The organism is Rhizorhabdus histidinilytica (assembly GCF_900167915.1).
In the GTDB taxonomy this organism is placed as follows: domain Bacteria; phylum Pseudomonadota; class Alphaproteobacteria; order Sphingomonadales; family Sphingomonadaceae; genus Rhizorhabdus; species Rhizorhabdus histidinilytica.
This window is the reverse complement of sequence record NZ_FUYM01000003.1, coordinates 112,051-133,462: the sequence shown is the minus strand read 5'-3', so window position 1 is coordinate 133,462 and position 21,412 is coordinate 112,051. Positions and strand designations below refer to the sequence as shown.

General features: G+C 66.8%; 17 protein-coding genes and 1 tRNA gene. 12 read left to right on the top strand and 6 right to left on the bottom strand.

Features of this window, described 5'->3' with window-relative positions; genetic code table 11:
- Positions 1-14: 14 nt before the first annotated feature.
- The 5 genes from B5X82_RS07230 to B5X82_RS07210 all read left to right on the top strand — a co-directional run bounded on the left by B5X82_RS07230 (position 15) and on the right by B5X82_RS07210 (position 8,470).
- Complete coding sequence (locus B5X82_RS07230; RefSeq protein ID WP_079647456.1) at positions 15-1,499, top strand: TolC family outer membrane protein; 1,485 nt, start codon at positions 15-17, stop codon at positions 1,497-1,499.
- 14 nt (positions 1,500-1,513) lie between these two features.
- Positions 1,514-2,071, top strand: coding sequence for a DUF2497 domain-containing protein (locus B5X82_RS07225; protein WP_079647455.1), 558 nt, complete (start codon positions 1,514-1,516; stop codon positions 2,069-2,071).
- 83 nt (positions 2,072-2,154) lie between these two features.
- On the top strand, positions 2,155-4,197 hold the full coding sequence (locus B5X82_RS07220) for an alpha/beta hydrolase family protein (RefSeq protein ID WP_079647454.1): 2,043 nt from the start codon (positions 2,155-2,157) through the stop codon (positions 4,195-4,197).
- A gap of 179 nt (positions 4,198-4,376) precedes the next feature.
- Positions 4,377-7,067, top strand: a complete 2,691-nt coding sequence (locus B5X82_RS07215; protein WP_079647453.1) for a valine--tRNA ligase — start codon at positions 4,377-4,379, stop codon at positions 7,065-7,067.
- A 5-nt stretch (positions 7,068-7,072) separates the two neighbouring features.
- A complete protein-coding gene (locus B5X82_RS07210; protein WP_079647452.1) occupies positions 7,073-8,470 on the top strand; it encodes an MATE family efflux transporter in 1,398 nt (465 codons plus the stop codon).
- A gap of 7 nt (positions 8,471-8,477) precedes the next feature.
- Here the strand turns inward: B5X82_RS07210 and B5X82_RS07205 are convergent, their stop codons facing one another.
- Positions 8,478-9,380 carry a diacylglycerol/lipid kinase family protein gene (locus tag B5X82_RS07205; RefSeq protein WP_079647451.1) on the bottom strand — a complete coding sequence of 301 codons (903 nt, stop codon included), beginning with the start codon at positions 9,378-9,380 and terminating at the stop codon, positions 8,478-8,480.
- Between the two features lie 110 nt (positions 9,381-9,490).
- Here B5X82_RS07205 and hemB point away from each other — a divergent pair, with 110 nt between their 5' ends.
- The 5 genes from hemB (at position 9,491) to B5X82_RS07180 (ending at position 14,080) form a co-directional block, all read left to right on the top strand.
- Complete coding sequence (hemB, locus tag B5X82_RS07200) at positions 9,491-10,483, top strand: porphobilinogen synthase (protein WP_079647450.1); 993 nt, start codon at positions 9,491-9,493, stop codon at positions 10,481-10,483.
- A complete protein-coding gene (locus B5X82_RS07195) occupies positions 10,480-11,010 on the top strand; it encodes a GNAT family N-acetyltransferase (RefSeq protein ID WP_079647449.1) in 531 nt (176 codons plus the stop codon). Before hemB ends, B5X82_RS07195 begins: the two co-directional genes overlap by 4 nt.
- Positions 11,010-11,558, top strand: coding sequence for a gamma carbonic anhydrase family protein (locus B5X82_RS07190; protein WP_079647448.1), 549 nt, complete (start codon positions 11,010-11,012; stop codon positions 11,556-11,558). The genes B5X82_RS07195 and B5X82_RS07190 overlap by 1 nt, the downstream gene beginning before the upstream one ends.
- A gap of 88 nt (positions 11,559-11,646) precedes the next feature.
- The gene (locus tag B5X82_RS07185) at positions 11,647-13,452 is read left to right on the top strand and encodes an aminopeptidase P family protein (protein WP_079647447.1); all 1,806 of its coding nucleotides are present in this window, start codon (positions 11,647-11,649) and stop codon (positions 13,450-13,452) included.
- Positions 13,453-13,540: 88 nt separating this feature from the next.
- A complete protein-coding gene (locus tag B5X82_RS07180) occupies positions 13,541-14,080 on the top strand; it encodes a CAP domain-containing protein (RefSeq protein ID WP_079647446.1) in 540 nt (179 codons plus the stop codon).
- Here the strand turns inward: B5X82_RS07180 and B5X82_RS07175 are convergent.
- Complete coding sequence (locus B5X82_RS07175; RefSeq protein WP_079647445.1) at positions 14,074-14,256, bottom strand: hypothetical protein; 183 nt, start codon at positions 14,254-14,256, stop codon at positions 14,074-14,076. The two genes, B5X82_RS07180 and B5X82_RS07175, sit on opposite strands and share 7 nt — an antisense overlap.
- A 126-nt stretch (positions 14,257-14,382) precedes the next feature.
- Here B5X82_RS07175 and B5X82_RS07170 point away from each other — a divergent pair.
- Positions 14,383-14,457: transfer RNA gene (locus B5X82_RS07170), tRNA-Thr, on the top strand.
- 204 nt (positions 14,458-14,661) lie between these two features.
- On the opposite strand, the gene B5X82_RS07165 is transcribed toward B5X82_RS07170, so the two are convergent.
- The gene (locus B5X82_RS07165) at positions 14,662-16,128 is read right to left on the bottom strand and encodes an MFS transporter (RefSeq protein ID WP_079647444.1); all 1,467 of its coding nucleotides are present in this window, start codon (positions 16,126-16,128) and stop codon (positions 14,662-14,664) included.
- 106 nt (positions 16,129-16,234) lie between these two features.
- Here B5X82_RS07165 and B5X82_RS07160 point away from each other — a divergent pair, with 106 nt between their 5' ends.
- Positions 16,235-16,699, top strand: a complete 465-nt coding sequence (locus B5X82_RS07160; protein ID WP_079647443.1) for a (2Fe-2S)-binding protein — start codon at positions 16,235-16,237, stop codon at positions 16,697-16,699.
- A gap of 90 nt (positions 16,700-16,789) precedes the next feature.
- On the opposite strand, the gene B5X82_RS07155 is transcribed toward B5X82_RS07160, so the two are convergent.
- Genes B5X82_RS07155 through B5X82_RS07145 form a run of 3 tightly spaced genes read right to left on the bottom strand, consistent with a single transcriptional unit; the run spans position 16,790 to position 21,397 of the window.
- Positions 16,790-18,106 (bottom strand): serine hydrolase domain-containing protein, encoded by a 1,317-nt coding sequence (locus B5X82_RS07155; protein ID WP_209045937.1) that lies wholly within the window; start codon positions 18,104-18,106, stop codon positions 16,790-16,792.
- A 39-nt stretch (positions 18,107-18,145) separates the two neighbouring features.
- Positions 18,146-19,153, bottom strand: coding sequence for an alpha/beta hydrolase (locus tag B5X82_RS07150; RefSeq protein WP_079647442.1), 1,008 nt, complete (start codon positions 19,151-19,153; stop codon positions 18,146-18,148).
- A gap of 12 nt (positions 19,154-19,165) precedes the next feature.
- On the bottom strand, positions 19,166-21,397 hold the full coding sequence (locus B5X82_RS07145; protein WP_079647441.1) for a TonB-dependent receptor: 2,232 nt from the start codon (positions 21,395-21,397) through the stop codon (positions 19,166-19,168).
- Positions 21,398-21,412 lie beyond the last annotated feature (15 nt).

Below are 21,412 nucleotides of genomic sequence, written 5' to 3'. Positions count from 1 at the left end.
GGGATGGAAATCAGGTGAAACGCAAGCTTCGCGGAGCGGCCGCCGGCCGCTGGAGTGTGTCTGTCGCAGCGCTGGTGTCGGTCGGTCTCGGCACGCCGGCGGCGGCCGATACGCTGCGCGAAGCGCTGGGCCTCGCCTATCAGACCAATCCGACGCTGACCGGCGCCCGCGCCGGCCTGCGCGCGACCGACGAGGATGTCGGCATCGCCCGCGCCCAGGGCCTGCCCGACGTGAGCGCCACCGGCTCCTACAACGAGTTCGTCAAGCGCTCGGCCAACGCCTTCACCCAGCCGAAGCGTTCGCTCGGCGGATCGGCGACGGTGTCGGTGCCGATCTACCAGGGCGGCTTCGTCCGCAATTCGATCCGTGCGGCGAAGGCGCGGGTGGAGCAGGGCCGTGCCGGCCTCCAGGCGACCGAGAGCAACGTCTTCACCCAGGCGGTCGCAGCCTATATGGACGTGATCCGCGACACCGCGATCGTCGACCTCAATGCCGGCAATGTGAAGGTGCTGGAGACCAACCTCCAGGCGAGCCAGGACCGGTTCCAAGTCGGCGACCTGACCCGCACCGACGTCGCCCAGTCCGAGGCGCGCCTTGCCGGTGCGCGCGCCAATCTCCGCACCGCGCAGGCGCAGCTCGACGCGAGCCGCCAGACATATCTCGAGGTGGTCGGCAAATTCCCCGACGCGCTCGAAACGCCGCCGGCACTGCCGGGGCTGCCGGCGACCTCCGAGGATGCGGTCGACATCGCCGTTGCCAACAATCCCGACCTTGCCTCCGCTCGACAGGCGACCCGCGCCGCCGAATATGACATCGGCGTCGCCGAGGCGTCGCGCATGCCCCGCCTCAACGCGGTCGGCACCGGCGATTATGTCGACTATCGCGGCACGCTTGCCGGCGGTGCGGCCGGCGTCCGCCAGGTCGACAAGACCGCGACGGTAAGCCTGCAGCTCCAGGTTCCGATCTACCAGGGCGGCGGGCCGGCCGCGCAGGTCCGCCAGGCGCAGGCACGCAAGAGCCAGGCGATCGAGAACCAAACCGCGATCGAGCGGGCGGTGATCGCCGACGCGCGGGTCGCCTTCGCCCGCTATGAGGCCGCCCTCGGTGTGATCGACTCCTCGCAGGTGGCGGTGTCCGCCAACGAGCTGGCGCTCGAAGGCGTGCGTGCCGAGCAGAGCGTCGGCAACCGCAACCTGCTCGACGTGCTCAATGCCGAGCAGGAACTGCTCAACTCGCGCTCGGCGCTCGTCTCCGCGAAGCGCGACGCCTATGTCGCCGGCTTCGCGCTGATCGCGGCGATGGGGCGCGCGCAGGCGAAGGACCTCGGCCTCGACGGCGGCGCGCTCTACGATCCGGTCGCCAACTACCGGCGGGTCCATGGCCGCATCTGGGATTGGGACAGCGATCCCCGGCCGAAACCGGTCGCAACCTCGACCCTGAAGGAGCCGAGCGTTTCGGCGGTTCCTTCGCACAGCCTGGTGGAAAGCCCGGCGAAATAGCCTATATTCGGCGCATGGCCGATCCGCGTCCCGAACCGTCGATGGAAGATATCCTGGCTTCCATCAAGCGAATCATCCACGACGATCCCGCGCCGCCGAGGCCGGCCGCCGCGGCGATGACACCGCCGGTCCAGCCTCCGCCCGAACCGCCGCGCGTCGCGTCCGGCGATCCCGCGCCGCCCTGGCCGCGGCGTGCCGATCCGACCCCGCCCGATTCGATCCTCGAACTGACCGACCGGGTGCCCGAGACCTTCCAGGCGCGCCAGCACGCGCCGACGCCTGCGCCCCAGGCCGCGCCGGCCCCGGCGGCCGCTCCGGCGCCGGTCCAGCGCGCGGTCGAGCGGCTGCGCCAGGCCGAGGCGGAGATGCCCGAGCCGGCGCCGCGCCCTGTACCGCGCGACCTGCTGCCCCGCACGCCCGCGCCGCGCGCGACCGGCGGCGACGTCACCCTAGACGCGCTGGTGCGGGAGATGCTGCAGCCGATGCTGGCCGACTGGATCGAGCGCAACCTGCCCGACATGGTCGAGCGGCTCGTCCAGGCCGAGATCCGGCGGATGACCGACAAGGGCTGATTTCGAAAGGGTGATCGGACCGGCTGTACCAGTCGCCTGATACAGTCTTGGCGAGCGGGACCATTTTGGTCTAGGCCCTCGTCATGCAGAAAACATCGCTTCTGGCCATTGGCCTGATCGCGGGTCTCGGCGCTGCGGCGCAGGCCCGCCCGCTCACCATCAACGACGTCGTCTCCCTCTCGCGCATCGGCGGCGCCGACGTGTCGCCGGACGGCCGCTGGCTGGTCTGGGACCAGCGCGAGACCGACATGGCCGCGAACAAGGGCCGTACCGACCTGTGGCGGCTCGACCTGTCGCGCAAGGGCGCCGTTCCCGAGAAGCTCGCCGCCGATCCGGCGAAGAGCGAGTCCGGCCCGGCCTTCTCGCCCGACGGCCAATGGGTGTTCTTCACTGCCGACAATGGCGGCAAGTCGGCCGTGTGGCGGGTCGCGATCGCGGGCGGCGCGCCCGAGCTGGTCGCAGACCAGGACGTCGGCGGCTTCCGGATCGCGCCGACCGGCGACAAGCTGCTCGTCTGGGCCGATCGCCCGGTCGGCGCCACGTCGCTCGCCGACAAGGCCGCGAGCAAGGACGGCGGCAGCGCCCGCACCTACGACCATTATTTCGTCCGCCACTGGGATACGTGGAGCGACGGCCAGCGGTCGCAGATCTTCGTCCTGCCGCTCGCGGGCGGCAAGGCGACCGGCGACGGCGTCGCGATCGGCGGCGCGCTGGTCGGCGATACGCCGTCCAAGCCGTTCGGCGACGGCAGTGAGATCGCCTGGAGCAAGGACGGCAAGACCGTCTATTTCACCCTGCGCGAGGCGGGAATGACCGAGCCGCTGTCGACCAACCTCGACATCTTCGCGGCGCCTGCCGACGGATCGGCGGCGCCGGTCAACCTGACCAGGGCCAACCAGGGCACCGACACGCTGCCGACCGTCTCCCCCGACGGCAAGTGGCTTGCCTATGTCGCGATGAAGCGGCCGACCTACGAGGCCGACCGGCAGGTGATCCAGCTCCGCAACCTCGCCACCGGCGAGGTCCGCGCGCTGACCGAGGGCTGGGACCGCTCGGTTGGCAGCCTCGCATGGAGCAAGGACGGAAAGACGCTCTACGCGACGGCGCAGGACGCCGGCGACGATGCGGTGTTCGCGGTCGACGTCGCCACCGGCAAGCCGACCCGGCTGACCGGGGAGGGCACGGCGGCCGGCGTCCTCGCGACGCCGAAGGGTTATGTCTATACATTGAACAGCCTCACCGCCCCGTCCGACTTCTACGCAGGCACGGGCGTCAGGGCCGGCGGCAAGCCGACCCGCCTGACCTGGGTCAACAAGGACAAGCTCGCCGGCATCGACATGCCGAGCGTCGAGCATGTCAGCTTCAAGGGCGCCAACGGCGACACCGTCTGGGCCTATGTGATGAAGCCCGCCGGGCTGGCCGAGGGCGCCAAGGCGCCGATGGCGTTCCTGGTCCATGGCGGCCCGCAGAGCAGCTTCGGCAACGGCTGGTCCTATCGCTGGAACCCGGCGCTGTTCGCGGGCGCCGGCTATGGCGCGGTGATGGTCGATTTCCACGGGTCGACCGGCTACGGCCAGGCCTTCACCGATGCGATCAACAAGGACTGGGGCGGCAAGCCGCTCGAGGACCTCAAGCTCGGCTTCGCGGCGGTGACCGCGAAATATGGCTGGCTCGACGGCAACCGCGCCTGCGCGGCGGGCGGCTCCTATGGCGGCTATATGATGAACTGGATCGCAGGCAACTGGCCCGACGGGTTCAAGTGCCTCGTCACCCATGCCGGCGTCTTCGACGCGCGCGCCATGGCCTATGAGACCGAGGAGCTGTGGTTCGACGAATGGGAGCATGGCGGCCCCTATTTCGAGGTCCCGGCCAACTACGAGAAGTGGAACCCGGTCAACCACGTCACCGCCTGGAAGACGCCGATGCTCGTCCTCCACGGCGAGAAGGACTTCCGCATCCCCTATACCCAGGGGATCGCCGCCTTCACCGCCGCCCAGCGCCGCGGCATCGAATCGCGGCTGGTGGTCTATCCCGACGAGAACCACTGGATCCTGAAACCGAAGAACAGCATCCAGTGGTACGGCGAGGTGCTCGGCTGGATGGACAAGCACACCAAGGGGAAGTGAGCTTCGCTTAGCCCGAAACCGTCATGCCGAACTTGTTTCAGCATCTACCCATCATCCGCACTGTCGCGGCTTGTGGCACGGTGGATGCTGAAACAAGTTCAGCATGACGGCTTTTGTAAGTGACGCGCTTACAAATCAGTGGCGCGGCTCCCGCTTCCCCCGCTAAAGCCGGCGCCATCATGACGATCGACAAGACCTTCGACCCCGCTGCCATCGAGGCGCGCTGGTATGCCCATTGGGAAGACAACGGCCTGTTCCGCCCGGAACGGCCGGAGGCCGAGCCCTATACCATCGTGATCCCGCCGCCCAACGTCACGGGCAGCCTGCACATCGGCCATGCGCTCGACGACACGCTGCAGGACGTGCTGATCCGTCACGCCCGCCTGAAGGGCAAGGACGCGCTGTGGGTGGTCGGCACCGACCATGCCGGCATCGCCACCCAGATGGTGGTCGAGCGGCAGCTCAACGCCCAGGGGCGGAAGCGCACCGATTTCACGCGCGAACAGTTCATCGCCAAGGTGTGGGAGTGGAAGGAGGAGAGCGGCGGCACGATCACCCGCCAGCTCCGCCGGCTTGGCGCGTCGTGCGACTGGGCGAACGAGCGCTTCACCATGGACGAGGGCTTCTCGAAGGCGGTCCTCAAGGTGTTCGTCGACCTCTACAACCAAGGCCTGCTCTATCGCGACAAGCGCCTGGTCAACTGGGACCCAGGCCTCAAGACCGCGATCTCCGACCTGGAGGTCGAGACCAAGGAGGTGCAGGGCAGCTTCTGGCACTTCTCCTATCCGCTCGCCGACGGATCGGGCGCGATCTCGGTCGCCACGACCCGGCCTGAGACGATGCTCGCCGACATGGCGGTGGCGGTGAATCCGGAAGATGGCCGCTATCGCGCGCTGATCGGCAAGTCGGTCAAGCTGCCGATCACCGGCCGGCTGATCCCGATCGTCGCCGACGAGCATGCCGATCCGGAGCTGGGATCAGGCGCGGTGAAGATCACCCCGGGCCACGACTTCAACGATTTCGAGGTGGGCAAGCGCGCCGGCTTCAAGCCGGCCGAGATGCTCAACATGCTCGATGCCGAGGCGAAGGTCGTCCAGACCGCCGACGGACTGATCCCGGCTGACTATCTCGGCCTCGACCGTTTCGAGGCGCGCAAGAAGGTGGTCGCGGCGATCGAGGCCGAGGGCCGGCTGGAGAAGGTCGAGGACCGCGTCATCCAGACGCCCTATGGCGACCGTTCCAACGCGGTGATCGAGCCCTGGCTGACCGACCAATGGTATGTCGATGCCGAGACGCTGGCGAAGCCCGCCCTCGAAGCGGTGCGTTCGGGCGCGATCAAGGTCGTCCCGGAAAGCTGGACCAAGACCTATTATAACTGGCTGGAAAACATTCAGCCCTGGTGCGTCTCGCGCCAGCTCTGGTGGGGGCACCAGATTCCCGCCTGGTACGATGCCGACGGCCAGGTCTACGTTGCCGAGGACGAGGCGGCCGCGTCGGCGCTCGCCGGCGGCAAGGCGCTGAGCCGCGATCCCGACGTGCTCGACACCTGGTTCTCCTCCGCGCTGTGGCCGTTCGGCACGATCGGCTGGCCCGACCAGGCCGGCCAGCAGCCGCCCGAGGCCTATCGGGCGGGCGGCGCCGGCAAGGCCTCGAAGCTCCAGCGCCACTATCCCAACGACGTACTGATCTCGGGCTTCGACATCCTGTTCTTCTGGGACGCCCGCATGATCATGCAGGGCCTGCACTTCATGGGCGAGGTGCCGTTCCGCACCCTCTACCTGCACGGGCTGGTCCGCGCGGCGGACGGGTCGAAGATGTCGAAGTCGAAGGGCAACACGGTCGATCCGCTGGGCCTGATCGACAAGTACGGCGCCGACGCGCTGCGATTCACCCTGACCGCGATGGAGAGCCAGGGCCGCGACATCAAGCTCGATGAGAAGCGGGTCGAGGGCTATCGCAACTTCGCGACCAAGCTGTGGAACGCGGCCCGCTTCGCGCAGGGCAACGGCATCGGCGCTTCGTCGTCGATCGAGCCGCCCCGGGCCGAACTGGCGGTCAACCGCTGGATCATCGCCGAGACGGTCAAGACGGTGCAGGCGCTCGACCTCGCCATCGCCGACCTGCGCTACGACGAGTCCGCCAACACCATCTACCATTTCGTCTGGGCGAGCTTCTGCGACTGGTATCTGGAGCTGATCAAGCCGGTGCTCGCCGAGGGCGCCGATCCGGCGCAGGCGGCCGAGACGCGCGCGGTCGCGGGCTGGGTGCTCGACCAGATCCTGGTCATGCTGCACCCGTTCATGCCGTTCATCACCGAGGAGCTGTGGCACGCCCTCGGTACGCGGGACTATGACATCATCGTCGCGACATGGCCGATGGCCGATGCGCGCGCGATCGATCCGGCGGCGCAACAGGAGATCGACTGGCTGATCCGCATGGTGAGCGAGGTCCGCGCGGCCCGCACCGGCCTCAACGTGCCCCCGGGCGCGCGACTGCCGGCCTATGCCCGCGGCGCCAGCGAGGAGACCCGGCGGCGGCTCGCGGCGAACGCGGTCGCGATCGCACGGATGGCGCGGATCGACCTGGCCGAGGGCGATGCCCCGGCCGGCGGCGCGGCGCAGGTCGTCGTCGACGAGGCGACCTATGTGCTGCCGCTCGAAGGGGTGATCGACCTCGACGCCGAGCGGGCGCGCCTCGCCAAGGGCATCGCCGCGGCCGAGAAGGAGCGCGACAGCCTCGCCGCCCGTCTGGCCAACCCGGCCTTCGTCGAGAAGGCGAAGCCCGAAGCGGTGGAGAAGGCGCGGGCCGACCATGCCGAGAAGAGCCTGGAAGCCGAGCAGCTCGGCGCCGCGCTCGCCCGCCTCGGCTGACCGCGATGGCGGGGGGACGGCAGGACCTGACGCAGGGACCGATCGCGAGCACCCTGCTGCTGTTCGCCATCCCCACGCTGGCGGCGAACGTCCTCCAGTCGCTCAACGCTTCGATCAACACGGTGTGGATCGGCCGCTTCCTCGGTGAGCGGGCGCTCGCGGCGACGGCGAACGCCAGCAACATCCTGTTCCTGATCTTCTCCGCGCTGTTCGGATGCAGCATGGCGGCGATGATCCTGGTCGGTCAGCATATGGGCCGCAGGGATGTCGACGGCGCCCGGCGCGCGGTCGGTGCTGCGGCGACGCTGCTGCTCGGCATATCCGTCGTGATGATGGCGATCGGCATCGGGCTGACCGACAAGCTGCTCCACCTGCTCGGTACCCCGGCCGACGCGGCGCCGCTCGCCTCGGCCTATCTCAAGATGATGTTCTGGAGCCTGCCGTTCAGTGCGATCATGGTGCTGTTGATGATGACCCTGCGGGGCATCGGCGATGCGATGACGCCACTCTGGTTCATGATCGTCGGCATCATCCTCGATGCCGGGCTCAATCCCTTCTTCATCGCCGGGATCGGTCCCTTCCCCGAAATGGGGATCGTCGGGTCGGCGATGGCGACGCTGATCGCCAACGCGGTCTCGACGATCGGCATGCTGGCCGTCGTCTATTGGCGCGACCTGCCGATCCGCCTGCGCGGCCGCGAGCTCGCCTATCTGCTGCCCGGCCCCGCGCTCATCCGCCTGATCTTCGGCAAGGGCATGATGATGGGCCTGCAGATGTTCGTGCTCACCGCCGCGGCGCTGGTGATGGTCGGGCTGGTCAACCAGGCCGGCGTGATCGTGACCGCCGCCTATGGCGTCGCCTTCCAGCTCTGGAACTATATCCAGATGCCGTCGATGGCGGTGGCGTCGGCGGTCAGCGCGATGGCGGCGCAGAATATCGGCGCCGGGCGCTGGGACCGGCTGGGATCGATCACCAATATCGGCCTGCTCTACAATTTCCTGATGACCGGCGTCCTGATCGCGTTGCTGACGCTGGTCGACGATCATGTGCTGGGCCTGTTCCTCGGTGCGGGGAGCCCGGCGATCGGGGTGGCGGAGCGCATCCATCTGCTGGCGAGCTGGAGCTTCCTCTTCTCCGGCGCGACGATGGTGCTGCTCGGCACCATCCGGGCGAACGGCATCGTGCTGATGCCGCTGATCATCATGATCGTCGGCCTGTTCGTCTGCAGGCTCGGTTTCGCCCTGTTCGCGCAGCCCTGGCTGCATTTCGACGCGCTGTGGTGGGCCTTTCCGGTCGGATCGATCGTCTCCACCGCGCTGACCTGGGCCTATTATCGACAGGGCGGCTGGAAGAAGAGCGCGCTGGTCGAGCAGGCCGAACGCGCCGAGCACGCCACGGCCTGAAGCGCCGTCATCCCGTCGTGCGGGGTGTCATCACCTGCACGGCGCCGGCTGCTATCCGCGCGGTGAACGGCGTCCGCGCCAGCACCTCGCCGTCGATCGAGACCTTCTGCGGCGGGGTCGTCTCGACGCCGATCGCACGGCCGCGATATTCGACCGTAGTGTCCTTGCGCGCACGCAGCCGCAGCCAGCTGGTGAACCAGCTCCAGCCGAGCTGCGCGGGTGAGCGGCCGACCACCGCCTGCACGACGATCTCGCCGCTCTGCGGATCCGCCGCGTCGACCAGCTCGACCCCGCCATGATAGGGCCCGTTGGCGATCCGCACCTCCAGCACGTCCAGCTCCTCGCGCACGCCGTCATGGGTGACGACCAGCCGGAAGGACTTGAACTTCATCGACTGCCAGGTCGCCCAGATCAGATAGCCGAGCCGGCCGAGGCTCTTCTTGAGCAGCGGTGGAATCTGTCCGCCGATCTTGGTCGACAGGCCGATCGCGGCGCAGTTGCAGTAATAGTCGTCGTCGATCATGCCGAGATCGATGCGGCGCGGAACCCCGTTCGCGATCACGTCGATCGCGCCGTCGAGATCGAGCGGGATCTCCAGCGACCGGGCGAAGCTGTTCGCGGTGCCGAGCGGCAGCGGCGCGAAGATCGTGTCGGTGCCGACCAGATGGTCGACCGCGCAGGACAGCGATCCGTCGCCGCCGCCGACGATCAGCATCGCCGGCTTCTTCGCCATCGCCTCGGCGACGACCGTCTCCAGCGTGCCGGGCCGATCGATCGCGACCGCGTCGGTCAGCTCGATCCCCGCCGCGCGCAGCTTGTCGCGCGCGACGTCGAACTGCTTGCGCCCCTGTCGCGACAGGGCATTGACGATCAGGATCGCGGGGCGGGGCGGGGAGGCCGGTTGGGTCATGCGGAAGGATCAACGCGCCACGATCGTTTCGGATGCATAGCCTCGCTCGTCATGCAAAAGGGGACGTCACGCCTTTGCACCGGCTCGCCCCACCCGCTAAAGCAGCGCCCATGACTCAGCCCGCCTTTCCCGCACTCCGCCTGCGCCGCCCGCGCCGCCATGGCTGGAGCCGCGCGCTCTTCGCCGAGAATGTCCTCACCCCCGCCGACCTGATCTGGCCGCTGTTCATCGCCAATGGCGACGAGGTCGAGCCGATCGCGTCGCTGCCGGGCGTGTCGCGGTGGCCGCTGGCGCAGATCGCGGCGCGGGCGGAGGAGGCGCGCGACGCCGGCATTCCCTGCCTGGCGCTGTTCCCGAACACGCCGCGCGACCGGCGCAGCGACGACGGGCGCGAGGCGCTCAACCCCGACAATCTGATGTGCCGGGCGATCCGCACGATCAAGGACGCGGTGCCCGACATCGGCGTGCTGACCGACGTCGCGCTCGATCCCTACACCACCCATGGCCATGACGGCCTGGTCGACGCCGAGGGGCATGTCCTCAACGACCCGACCAAGGAAGTGCTGGTCGGCCAGGCGCTGGTCCAGGCCGAGGCGGGCAGCGACATCGTCGCCCCGTCGGACATGATGGACGGCCGGGTCGGCGCGATCCGCGAAGCGCTCGAGGCCGGCGGCCATGTCGACGTGCAGATCATGGCCTATGCGGCCAAATATGCCTCCGCCTTCTACGGCCCGTTCCGCGACGCGGTCGACACGCGCGGTCTGCTCAAGGGCGACAAGAAGGGGTACCAGATGAACCCCGCCAATGCCGAGGAGGCGCTGCGCGAGGTAGCGCTCGACCTAGCCGAGGGCGCCGACAGCGTGATGGTGAAGCCGGGCCTGCCCTATCTCGACATCGTCCGCCTGGTGAAGGAGCGGTTCGAGGTGCCGGTGTTCGCCTATCAGGTGTCCGGCGAATATGCGATGATCGAGCTGGCGGTCGCCGCCGGCGCCGCCGATCGCGACGCGATGGTGCTGGAGACGCTGATGGCGTTCAAGCGGGCCGGCGCGTCGGGCGTGCTGAGCTACCATGCGCTGCACGCGGCGCGCCTGATGGGCGCATGATCGCGACCGACCGGCTGGTCCTGCGCGGCTGGCGAGAAAGCGACGCCGCGCCCTTCGCCGCGATGGGCAACGACCCGGCGGTGATGGAGTTTCTCGGCCCGCCGATGACGGCCGACGATGTCGCGCAGGCGATCGAGCGCCAGAACGCCTTCCTCGACGCGCACGGCTATTGCTTCTGGGCGATCGAGCGGCGCGACGACGGCGCCTTCATGGGCTTTTGCGGATTGAAGCCGGGGGCGGCGGGAACGCCGATCGAGGGCCGGATCGAGACCGGCTGGCGGCTCGCCCGGGCCTATTGGGGGCAGGGCTATGCGCGCGAGGCGGCGCAGGCGTCGCTCGACTGGGCCTGGCGCCATCTCGACGCCGACGCCGTCTGGGCGATCACCGTGCCCGCCAATGTCCGTTCCTGGGGGCTGATGGAGCGGCTGGGCATGAGCCGGCGCCACGATCTCGACTTCGATCATCCGCTCCCTGGCCTCGAGGAGCGGCTGAAAGCCCATGTCACCTACAGCATCGAAAGACCATGATGAGCGACGCACCCACCATCCTGACCTATGAGGGCATCACCCCGACGATCGACGCCAGCGCCTTCGTCGCGCCCGGCGCGCGGGTGATCGGCGACGTCGTGATCGGGGCGGAATCGAGCCTGTGGTACAATGTCGTCGTGCGCGGCGACGGCAATTACATCCGCATCGGCGCGCGGACCAACGTCCAGGACGGCAGCGTCATCCATATATCCGCCCACACCCATCCGACCGTGATCGGCGACGACGTGCTGATCGGCCATATGGCGATGGTCCATGGCTGCACGCTGCACGACCGCTCGTTCGTCGGCTTCGGCGCGGTGGTGATGGACGGCTGCGTGATCGAATCGGACGCGATGCTCGCCGCCGGCGCGATGCTGACGCCGGGCAAGCGCATCCCGAGCGGCCAGCTCTGGAGCGGCCGCCCGGCGCGCTACATGCGCGACCTGTCGCCCGAGGAAATGGCCGGCAACCAGAAGGGCGTCGCCGCCTATGTCGTCGAGGCCCGCAAGCACCGCAAGGCGCTGGCCGAGGCGCAACCGGCGGAATAGCGCCGTCCCCGGCGGGAAGGGGGAAGGCGTTGCCGCCACCATCGCCCGCGCCTATCTTGGCCGCATATCCGCATCGAGGTCCCATTCCATGTCCACCCATGAAGATCGGCTCAAGGCGCTCCGCGAGGAACTGGCGCGCCGGAAGCTGGACGGTTTCGTCGTGCCGCTGACCGACGAGCATATGAGCGAATATGTCGGCGCCTATGCGCAGCGGCTCGCCTGGCTGACCGGCTTCCAGGGGTCGGCCGGCTCGGCGGTCGTGCTGCCGGCCGAGGCGGCGATCTTCGTCGACGGGCGCTACACGCTGCAGGTGCGCGAGCAGGTCGACGGCAAGCATTGGAGCTACCAGTCGGTGCCGCAGACCAGCGTTGCCGCCTGGCTGGAGGAGCACGCCCCCGGCGGCGGGCGGATCGGCTATGATCCCTGGCTGCACACCAAGGGCTGGGTGACGGCGGCGCGCAAGGCGCTTGCGGCGAAGGGCGCCGAGCTGGTCGCGGTCGACACCAATCCGGTCGACGCCATCTGGCCCGACCGGCCGGCGCCGTCCAAGGCTCGGCTGGTGGTGCAGCCCGACGAGCTGACCGGCAAGTCCTCGGCCGCCAAGCGCGCCGACATCGCCGACTGGCTGACCGCGAAGGGTGCCGACGCGGCGGTGCTCTCCGCGCTCGATTCGATCGCCTGGGCATTCAACATTCGCGGCCAGGACGTCGACCGGACGCCGGTGGCGCTGGCCTATGCCGTCGTCCATGACGACGCGACCGCCGACCTCTATGTCGCCCCCGACAAGATCGACGACGCGGTGCGCGCGCATCTCGGCAATGGGGTGCGGCTGCACGATCGCGCCGCGTTCGAATCCGCGCTCAGGGCGCTCGACGGCAAGACCGTCGCCGCCGATCCCGAACGGGCTGTCGCGGCGATCTTCGAGGCGCTGGAGGCCGGCGGTGCCCGGCTGATCGAGGAACGCGATCCGGTCGTCCTGCCCAAGGCGATCAAGAACCCGGTCGAGATCGCCGGGCACAAGGCCGCGCAGGCGCGCGACGGGGCGGCGCTCAGCCGCTTCCTCCACTGGCTGTCGGTCGAGGCGCCCAAGGGCGGACTCGACGAGATCCAGGCCTCCGACAAGCTGCAGGCGTTGCGCGCCGAAGGCGGCCTGCTCAAGGATCTGTCGTTCGACACCATCTCCGGCGCCGGGCCCAACGGTGCGGTCGTCCATTACCGCGCCAGCGACGAGACCAAGCGGGTGCTGGAGCCCAATTCGCTCTATCTGGTCGATTCGGGCGGGCAATATCAGGACGGCACCACCGACGTGACCCGCACCGTCGCGATCGGCACGCCGACACAGGAGATGCGCGACCGCTATACTCGTGTGCTCAAGGGCCATGTCGCGATCGCCCGCGCGGTTTTCCCTCATGGGACGCGTGGCGGGCAGCTCGACATCCTCGCGCGGCAATATCTGTGGGCGGCGGGGCTCGACTATGCGCACGGTACCGGCCACGGCGTCGGCGCCTATCTGTCGGTGCACGAGGGGCCGCAGCGGATCGCCACCTTCGGCGGCGGCGACGAGCCGCTCCAGCCCGGCATGATCCTCTCGAACGAGCCCGGCTATTACAAGGCCGGCGAATATGGCATCCGGATCGAGAATCTGATCCTCACGGTGCCGATGGCGATCGAGGGGGCGGAGAAGGAGATGCTCGGCTTCGAGACGCTGACCTTCGCACCCTATGAGCGCGCGCTGATCGATACCTCGATGCTCGATGCGGGCGAGATCGCCTGGATCGATGCCTATCATGCCCAGGTGCGCGCGGTGGTCGGCCCGCAACTCGACGGCGACGCCGCGGTCTGGCTGCGGCGGCAGACCACGCCCTTGCTTGAAAGCGGCGATAGCCGATCTTAAGGTTCATCGCCGTTGCGATGAGTCGGGCCTGCCACTGGCCGGGGCATGGTTTTCGGCGTCGGGGCAGGGGAAACAGGCGACGGGCGAGATGCAGCCGCTACGCCGGATCATGACGGGCCTTCTCACCGCGGCGGCCTGCACCGCCGCGCATGGCGCCGTGCCGCTCTGGACCCCGCAGGACCTCAGTCAGCGCCTGCTCGCCGCTCATAATGCCGAGCGGGCGAGGCTCGGCATCCCGCCGTTGAAGTGGAGCGACAAGCTCGCCCGCCAGTCGCTCGAATGGGCACGGCAGCTCGCCCAGGTCGAGGGGTTGGAGCATAGCGACACCGCCGATTATATCGACCCGACCGACGGCGAGGAGGGCGAGAATCTCTGGCGCGGGACCAAGGGCTATTACACCCCCGAGCAGATGGTGAACCTGTGGGTCGACGAGCGGAAGATCTTCGTCAACGGTCCGTTCCCGCGCAACAGCACCACCGGCCAATGGCGCGATGTCGGCCATTATACCCAACTCATCTGGCGGTCGACGACCGAGGTCGGTTGCGCGATCGCGGCGAGCGAGGAGGACGAGGTGCTGGTCTGCCGCTATCTGGAGGGCGGCAACGTTATCGGCGAGAAACCTTACTGACCCGGCTTCCCGGTGTCGTGCTGCCCGCCACCCGCACCATCGTCGATCGCCCGAGCCTGCGCCTTGCGGCGGTGGAGGTTCGCGCGCAGTGCCTGCGCCAGCCGCGCGGCGCGGGCGTCGGCGGGGTTGGCGTCGGCGGACTTGGCGTTGGTGGGCTGGGGTTCGGCCTTCTTCATCGCACGATCGATAGACTTATCGAAAGATGATCGGCAAGCCGCCTTGACGTGGGCCGCAGCATTGTCCATAGGCGCGCCACACCGCCGGAGTTCACCTCTCCGGCATGCCCGCGGAACGCTGGCAGTGCTGCCGTAGCTCAGTGGTAGAGCGCATCCTTGGTAAGGCTGAGGTCGTGAGTTCAATCCTCACCGGCAGCACCATTTTTTCTTAGATTCAACCCGTTAGGGGCTGGCTGCGTGTCAAGTGCTCGCTCCTCCCGGGTTCGGGAACGTTCCGGGTGAAACATCGATCGAAATTGAGACGATCGATCTTCGATCCAGAATCGCATTCATGTGCTGATGCCCATTCTGGAAGGGGCACTGCCGTCATCAAAACCAATCCGTGTCGATGCCCTGATGATGGATTCAGCTTCGACGGGCACGCAGCGGGATGAACAGCGCAACGGCGGCCGCGGCGATGCAGGCGGTGCCGGCCGCCCAGTGGAAGCCGGTTAGCAGCGCTTCAGGCCGCAGGCGAAGATCGAACAGGGCGGCCTGGCTTATCGCGGTGGTGGCCGACGGCGCCTTTACGAGGTTGGCCGCTTGCACCGCCGAGCCAATCTGTGCGGCGAGAGCCTGGATGGCGGCGGTGCTCATAATCGCGCCGATCAGTGCTATCCCCACAGAAAGGCCGGCTTGGCGGGCGACGTTGATCGTCGCCGAGGCGGTTCCGGTGCGTGTCGGCGGGGCGGCGCTCATCGCCAATGTGCTGGTGGTCGGTACGGTCATGCCCATGCCGGCACCCAGTAGCAGCAACCAGGGCAACGTCATGACGAAGTCAAGGTCGACCGACCAGAAGATCATCGCGCCCAGCGACAGCGTCATGCCCAGAAACCCGACGAACAGATTCCGCCAGGCCCCGATGCGCGCGACGAGCCTGCCCGAAATGGAGGAGACCAAGGCCAGCGCCGCGAACTGGGGGGTGAGGCGCAGGCCCGTCTCGGCCACCGACAGACCCTGGACCTGCTGGAAATAGAGGGAGAGGAAGAAAGGCGAGCTGAATGCCGCGAAACCGATCACGAAGGAGCCGAAGATGCAGGCCCGGAAAGCAGAGATGCGGAACAGCTCGATCGGCAGCATCGGTGCCTCGATTCGACGTTCGGCAGCGATGAAGACCCCGAACAGCAGCAGGGCGCCCCCGAGCAGCCCCAGCGTGACCGGGTCCGACCAGCCGATGTCGCCGCCCCGGATCAGGCCATAGGACAGGCCCGCGAGCCCGAGCACGGACAGGACCTGCCCGACCGGGTCGAGCGACGTGTGGGCGGGGTCGGCGCTTTCCGGGATCGAGATGATGCCGAGAATGAGCGTGATCAAGCCAACCGGCAGGTTGATCAGGAAGATGCTGTGCCAGCCGAAATGCGCGATCAGGAAGCCGCCGATCAGCGGGCCGGTGATCAGCGATATGCCGCTGAAGGACGACCAGGCGCCGATGACGTGCGCGCGTTGTTCCCGATCCGGGAAAGCCCGGGACAGGATCGAAAGCGGGCCCGGGATCAGCAGGGCGCCGCCTATCCCCTGGACCACGCGGCCGCCGATCAGGGCCGGCATGTCGGCCGCGAAGGAGCAGATCGCCGAGCCGATGATGAAGGTGGCCAGGCCCAGCGTCCAGACCCTGCGGCGTCCATAACGGTCGCCCAGGGCACCGGCGGTGAGCAGGAAGGCGGACAGGCACAATGTGTAGGCGCTTACGACCCATTGCAGTCCGGCGATGTCGCTCTTCAGCGAATGCTCGATCGTCGGCAGGGCGACGTTCACGATCGACACGTCGAGCATGACGACGAAGCTCCCGAGGAAGATCGCCGCTATCAATATCCATCGCCGCTGTTCAATCATCGCATCACCGCCTTCTTCCGGACTTGGGGCAGTGTATGGTTGCCATGGATTGCAATCGTTTGTAATAAAAATCCGCATAATGTTGGCGGGGGCTTGGAAGGGTACGATGAGCTATTCGATCAAGGTCAACGGCAGCGTCCATGAAGTCGATGCCGAAGCCGATACGCCGCTCCTGTGGGTGCTACGCGATGAGCTTGGGCTGATGGGCACCAAATATGGCTGCGGTATCGCGATGTGTGGCGCCTGCACGGTCCATATCGAAGGACAGCCGATCCGTGCCTGCTCGATCCCCGTCGCAGATGTGCAGGGCGAGGTGACGACAATCGAACGGGTGGAGGGGCCCGAGGCGGAACGGGTGCGCGAGGCCTGGGTCGCCCGCGATGTACCGCAATGCGGCTATTGCCAGTCGGGCCAGATCATGAGCGCGGTTGCGCTCCTACGCGAAAATCCGACGCCCGGCGATCATGACATCGATCTGGCGATGGCGGGCAATATCTGCCGTTGCGGCACATATGTCCGCATTCGCGCGGCGATCCACGATGCCGCCCGAGCGCTGGTTCGGCCGCTCTAGCTTTTTGTTGAATCGCGATTTTCGAATCGGCGGATATTGCGGTGGCAAGCGCGAGGATTGAGCCGGCCTGAAAGGGCGGGCACGTCGTCGCTATTTCTCGAAGGCACCGTAGACGAGATTGTGAAAGCGCTGGCGCATACGGATTCGCTGCTGCCCGGACATGGTCTGCGTCATCATGATCGCGATCATGCCCTCCTTGGGATCGACCCAGAATTCGGTGCCGGCGAAGCCCAGCCAGGAGAATTCGCCGACAGAACCGATCTTCGGACTGTCGCCGGGATCTGTACGCACGGCGAACCCCAGGCCGAAGCCGTAGCCGACGCCCATGAGTGCGTTCTGCGTAGCTGCATTGGGTTTGATGTTCGTCGACGGACCGATGTGGTTGCTGGTCATGAAGGCGACCGTCTTGGGACTGAGATAACGCTTCCCGTCCAGGGCGCCGCCATGAAGCAGCATTTGTGCGAAGCGTAGATAGTCGACCGGCGTCGAAACCAGACCGCCACCGGCCGACTCCCATTTCCGGGGCTCGCGCGGATCATTCATGCCGGTGGTGGCGCTGACGAAGCGATCCTTGGGAAAGGGCTCGGCGACCATAGGGAATTTGGCCTGGTCGGCGACATAGAAGCTGGTGCTGTTCATGCCGAGCGGATCGAACAGCCGGTCCTTGAGGAAGCCGTAGAGCGATTGCCCGGAGACGATTTCCACTACGCGGCCGAGCACGTCGGTGCCATAGCCGTAGTCCCAGGTGGTTCCCGGCTGGTTGCGCAACGGCAGCTTCGCGACGCGCTCCACATATTCTTCGTTGCTGAGGGTCAATGGGTCGAACAGGCCCGCGCGCAGATACATCTTGTTGACGGTATCGGCACCAAAGAAGCCGTAGACGATGCCTGAGGTATGGCGCATTAGATCCTGGATCGTGATCGGCCGATCGGCCTCGACCAACTCCAGTTCGATCTTCCCGTCGACGCCCTTTCTTTCGACGCCGACCTTCATATTGGCGAAGGACGGAATGTAGGTGGACAAGGGTTCATCCAGGGCCAGCCTGCCTTCCTCGACCAGCATCATCGCGGCAACCGAGACCACCGGCTTCGTCATCGAATAGATGCGGAAGATCGTGTCCGGGGTCATCGGCGTCTTGGTGGCGGGATCCCGGACGCCAAAGCCTTCGAAATAGGCGGCCTTGTCGTTGCGCTGGATCAGGACGATGGCGCCGGGGATACGCCCGGTCCGGACTTCATCCTCAAAGAAATCCGTCACCCGATCGAGGCCAGCGGCCGAGAAGCCCGTCGCCTTGGGATCGGAGTGGCCCAGCGAATAGGCAAGCACTGGTTGGGGGATCGATGCCAGCATGATGGCTGGCGCGACTATTCCCTTCATGAAGCGCGACATCGGAAGCTGACCAGCCAATTGCCGTTCCTTTCGCTATCGGCGCAATCGGACCGTCTCTCAGAGAATATCGGACAGGAAATCGAGAATCCGCGGCGCTGCTTCGGCCGACCAACTATGTTCGGCGGTGGGAGACTCGGTGAGCCAATAATGGCCCGCGCCGGGAAGGACGATTGAACGGGTGTAGTTGCCGGCCATCCGCGCGACGGCGGCAAAGGCGCGGGATTGGCGCTCGGGATCGACGACGTCGTCCCGGTCGCCATAGACGATCAGGAAGGCAACCGAACGATGGCGGCTGTCGAGATAGCTGATCGGCGAGGCCTCGATATAGGCCATGCGGTCGTCGAGGACCGAGCGGCCCATGAATATCTCAGAGATGCGCCCGGGAAGGACGCGGGTGGCGTTGTCGGTGGTCCACTGGGCGGCGAGGTCATAGACCCCGTAGAGGCCGACAACGGCCCTCACCTTGTAATCCTCGGGCCTTGCGGAATGGGACGCGAACTTCGCTTCGTCCTTTGCCGCCTTTTCGAGCAGGCCCTCGGGATTGAGCGCCGCGAGGGCGCTCAGATGGGCGCCCGCCGAATCTCCGATCATCGCGATACGGTCCGGATCGATGCCCAGTTCCTTGGCGTGGCTGCGGACATGGGCGATGGCGGCCAGCACGTCATAGGCGGCGCCTGGCCAACTGCCGGCGCCCGGCTTGGCGAGCCGATAGTCGATGGCGACGACCGTATAGCCCTTGGCGGCGAGAAATGGACCCCATTCCTTGTACATGCCAGCATCGCCGACACGCCATCCGCCGCCATGCACGGCGATGAGCACGGGCGCCGGCTTGCCGCCCGGCGCCTTGTAGATGGTGGCCGGGACATCATGGCCGTCGAGCGACGAGATCGTCGTCCGGATGATACCCGCCGTTGCCGCCGTGCGAGGCGCGGCATGCGCGGGAAGCGCCGGCGCCGCCAGGATCGGCGCCAGCGCTATCGACAGGGCGAACCCCAGGCCGTTCTTCCGCATTGCCGAACGACACTGCATGAAGAGGTGGCCGGCCGTGAGGTTCGTGATCGTCATGTCGTTCCGGCCTTAGCGGCCGCCTCCCATCTTCCATGTGACCGCGACGCCGTAGGTACGAGGCGCGCCGTAAAGGACGTAGCCCGTGTTGAACACTGCGGTGGTGTGCCGAACATACAGCTCGTCGGTCAAATTCTTGCCCCAGAGCGAGAAGGTCCAGCTGCTGCCCGCCGGCGTGAAGTCCAGGTTGGCGTTCACCAGCTCATAGGAATGGACCCTGGTCACCGGGCTGTTGTTGTTGTCGAAGAAGAAGGACGAGGTATATTCATAGGAAGCCCGGCCGGTCAGTCGCGCACCGGAAGCGAATTCCTGGTCCATGTTCAGCGAGATGCTGCCCTGGTGCTCGGGCGAGCGGCGGGTGTGGAAGCCTTTCAGGTTCACATTGTTGACGATCAGGTCCGATGCGAAGCGCGAATGGAGATAGCCGTAATTCGCGTCGATGCGGAACGGGCCGGCGACCGCGAGCGAGGCTTCGACCTCAATGCCCTTCGATACCACCTTGCCGGCGTTCACCAGGATGCGCTGCGGCGGGATGGCGGGGTCGATCAGCAGCAGCTGCTGCGTCTGAAGGTCGGTATAGTCGGTGTAGAAGGCCGTCAGGTTCAGGCGGAGGCGGCGGTCGAACCATTCGGTTTTCGCACCGATCTCGTAATTCCACGCAAATTCGGGATCGACGGGCGTCTGGGCGGCCTGCGGGCTGGTCGCACGCGAGCCGTCGAACGCGCCGCTCTTATAGCCGCGTGATACCGCGGCATAATAGGTTTGCGTCGAGGTCGGGTGCCATTTCACCGACACGCGCGGGGTGAAGGCCGACCAGGATGCATCCCGCCCGACGGTGAAACCCGCGCCGGTCGGAGTATTATAGACTCGGGTGGTCGGAATGCCGCCCTTGGTGATCTTGAAGTCCTTGTCGTCGTGGCTCCAGCGCAGACCGGCGGTGATGTCGATCGTGCTGACCGGATGGTAGGTCGCCTCGGCGAAGGCCGAGAAGGTCTTCACCGTCTGGTCCATGTCGCCGGTCTCGCCGCCGACGAAGTTGTTCAGATCGGGGAAGATGAAGCGGGTGCTATCGAACAGCTTGGCCTTCTCGAGCAGGCCGTAGACGCCTATCGTATATTCCAGCTTGTCGTCGAACGCCTTGTTGGCCAGGCGGAATTCCTGCGACCAGGCCCGCGACTTCTCATTCACGTCGTTGAAGAAGAGCAGGTCGGGGTTGGGCTTGGCGAGATCGGGCCGGGGCGGATTGGTCAGGCTGACATAGAAGCCCGACACGTTCTCCAGGTAGGAATAAGCGTTATAGCGATAGGCCGAGATCGAGGTCAGGTCGCCGATGCTCGATTCATAGTCCAGCCGCAGCGAGATGCCCGCATTGTCGGCGGTCTGCCGGCCATCGTCATTGCTCGCGCCGCGGCGCGGGTCGGGGCTGACGAAGGGGAGGTTGCGCGGAGTGACGGGCTGTTGGTGACGCCAGCCGCCGGTGGCGCGTCGACGGCCGAAGTCGCCGGTCAGCAGAACGCGGAGCGAACCTCCGTCGTCGGCCAGAATCGAGCCGCGGACGTTGAGGTTATTGTCGTTCTCCACGTCATGGCCGGTGAAGGTGTTGAACGCGTAGCCATTGCGGCCCTGTGCGGAGAAGGCGAGGCGGCCTGCAATGGTGTCGGTGAGCGGGGCGTTGATGAAGCCTGCCGCGCTCAGGAAGCGGTAATTGCCGACGTCGATCCGCAGCTGGGCATCTTCCTTCTGCGAAGGCTTGTTGGTGATGAAGTTGATCGCGCCGCCGATCGTGTTCTTGCCGTATAGCGCGCCGGCCGGCCCGCGGATGATCTCGACGCGCTCGAGGTCGAAGATGTTGGCGGCGACGCCGCTGCCGCGGGTGACATAGACATCGTCGATGAACGAGCCGACCGAATTGTCGGATCCGATGCTGCCGAAGTCGGAGCCGATGCCTCGGATGAAGATGTCGACGCGACCGACGCTGAACTGGTTGAAGCGGAAATTGGGCGTGACGGCGGAGAGTTCGCCGACATTGTCGACGCGTCCCTTCGTCAGGAAGTCCGAGCCGAAGGCGCTAACGGAAAGTGGAACGTCTTGCAGCCGCTCCGATTTCTTCTGGGCTGTGACGACGATGTCGTCGAGCCCTCCGGAGGAAGCGGGTGCTTCCTGGGCCTGGGCGGCCGAGGCGACCCAGGCAAGCGTTCCGGCCGACAGAAGCAACAGCGATTTCAATCCCCCGAAAGTCGACACGTCATTTCCCCTTTT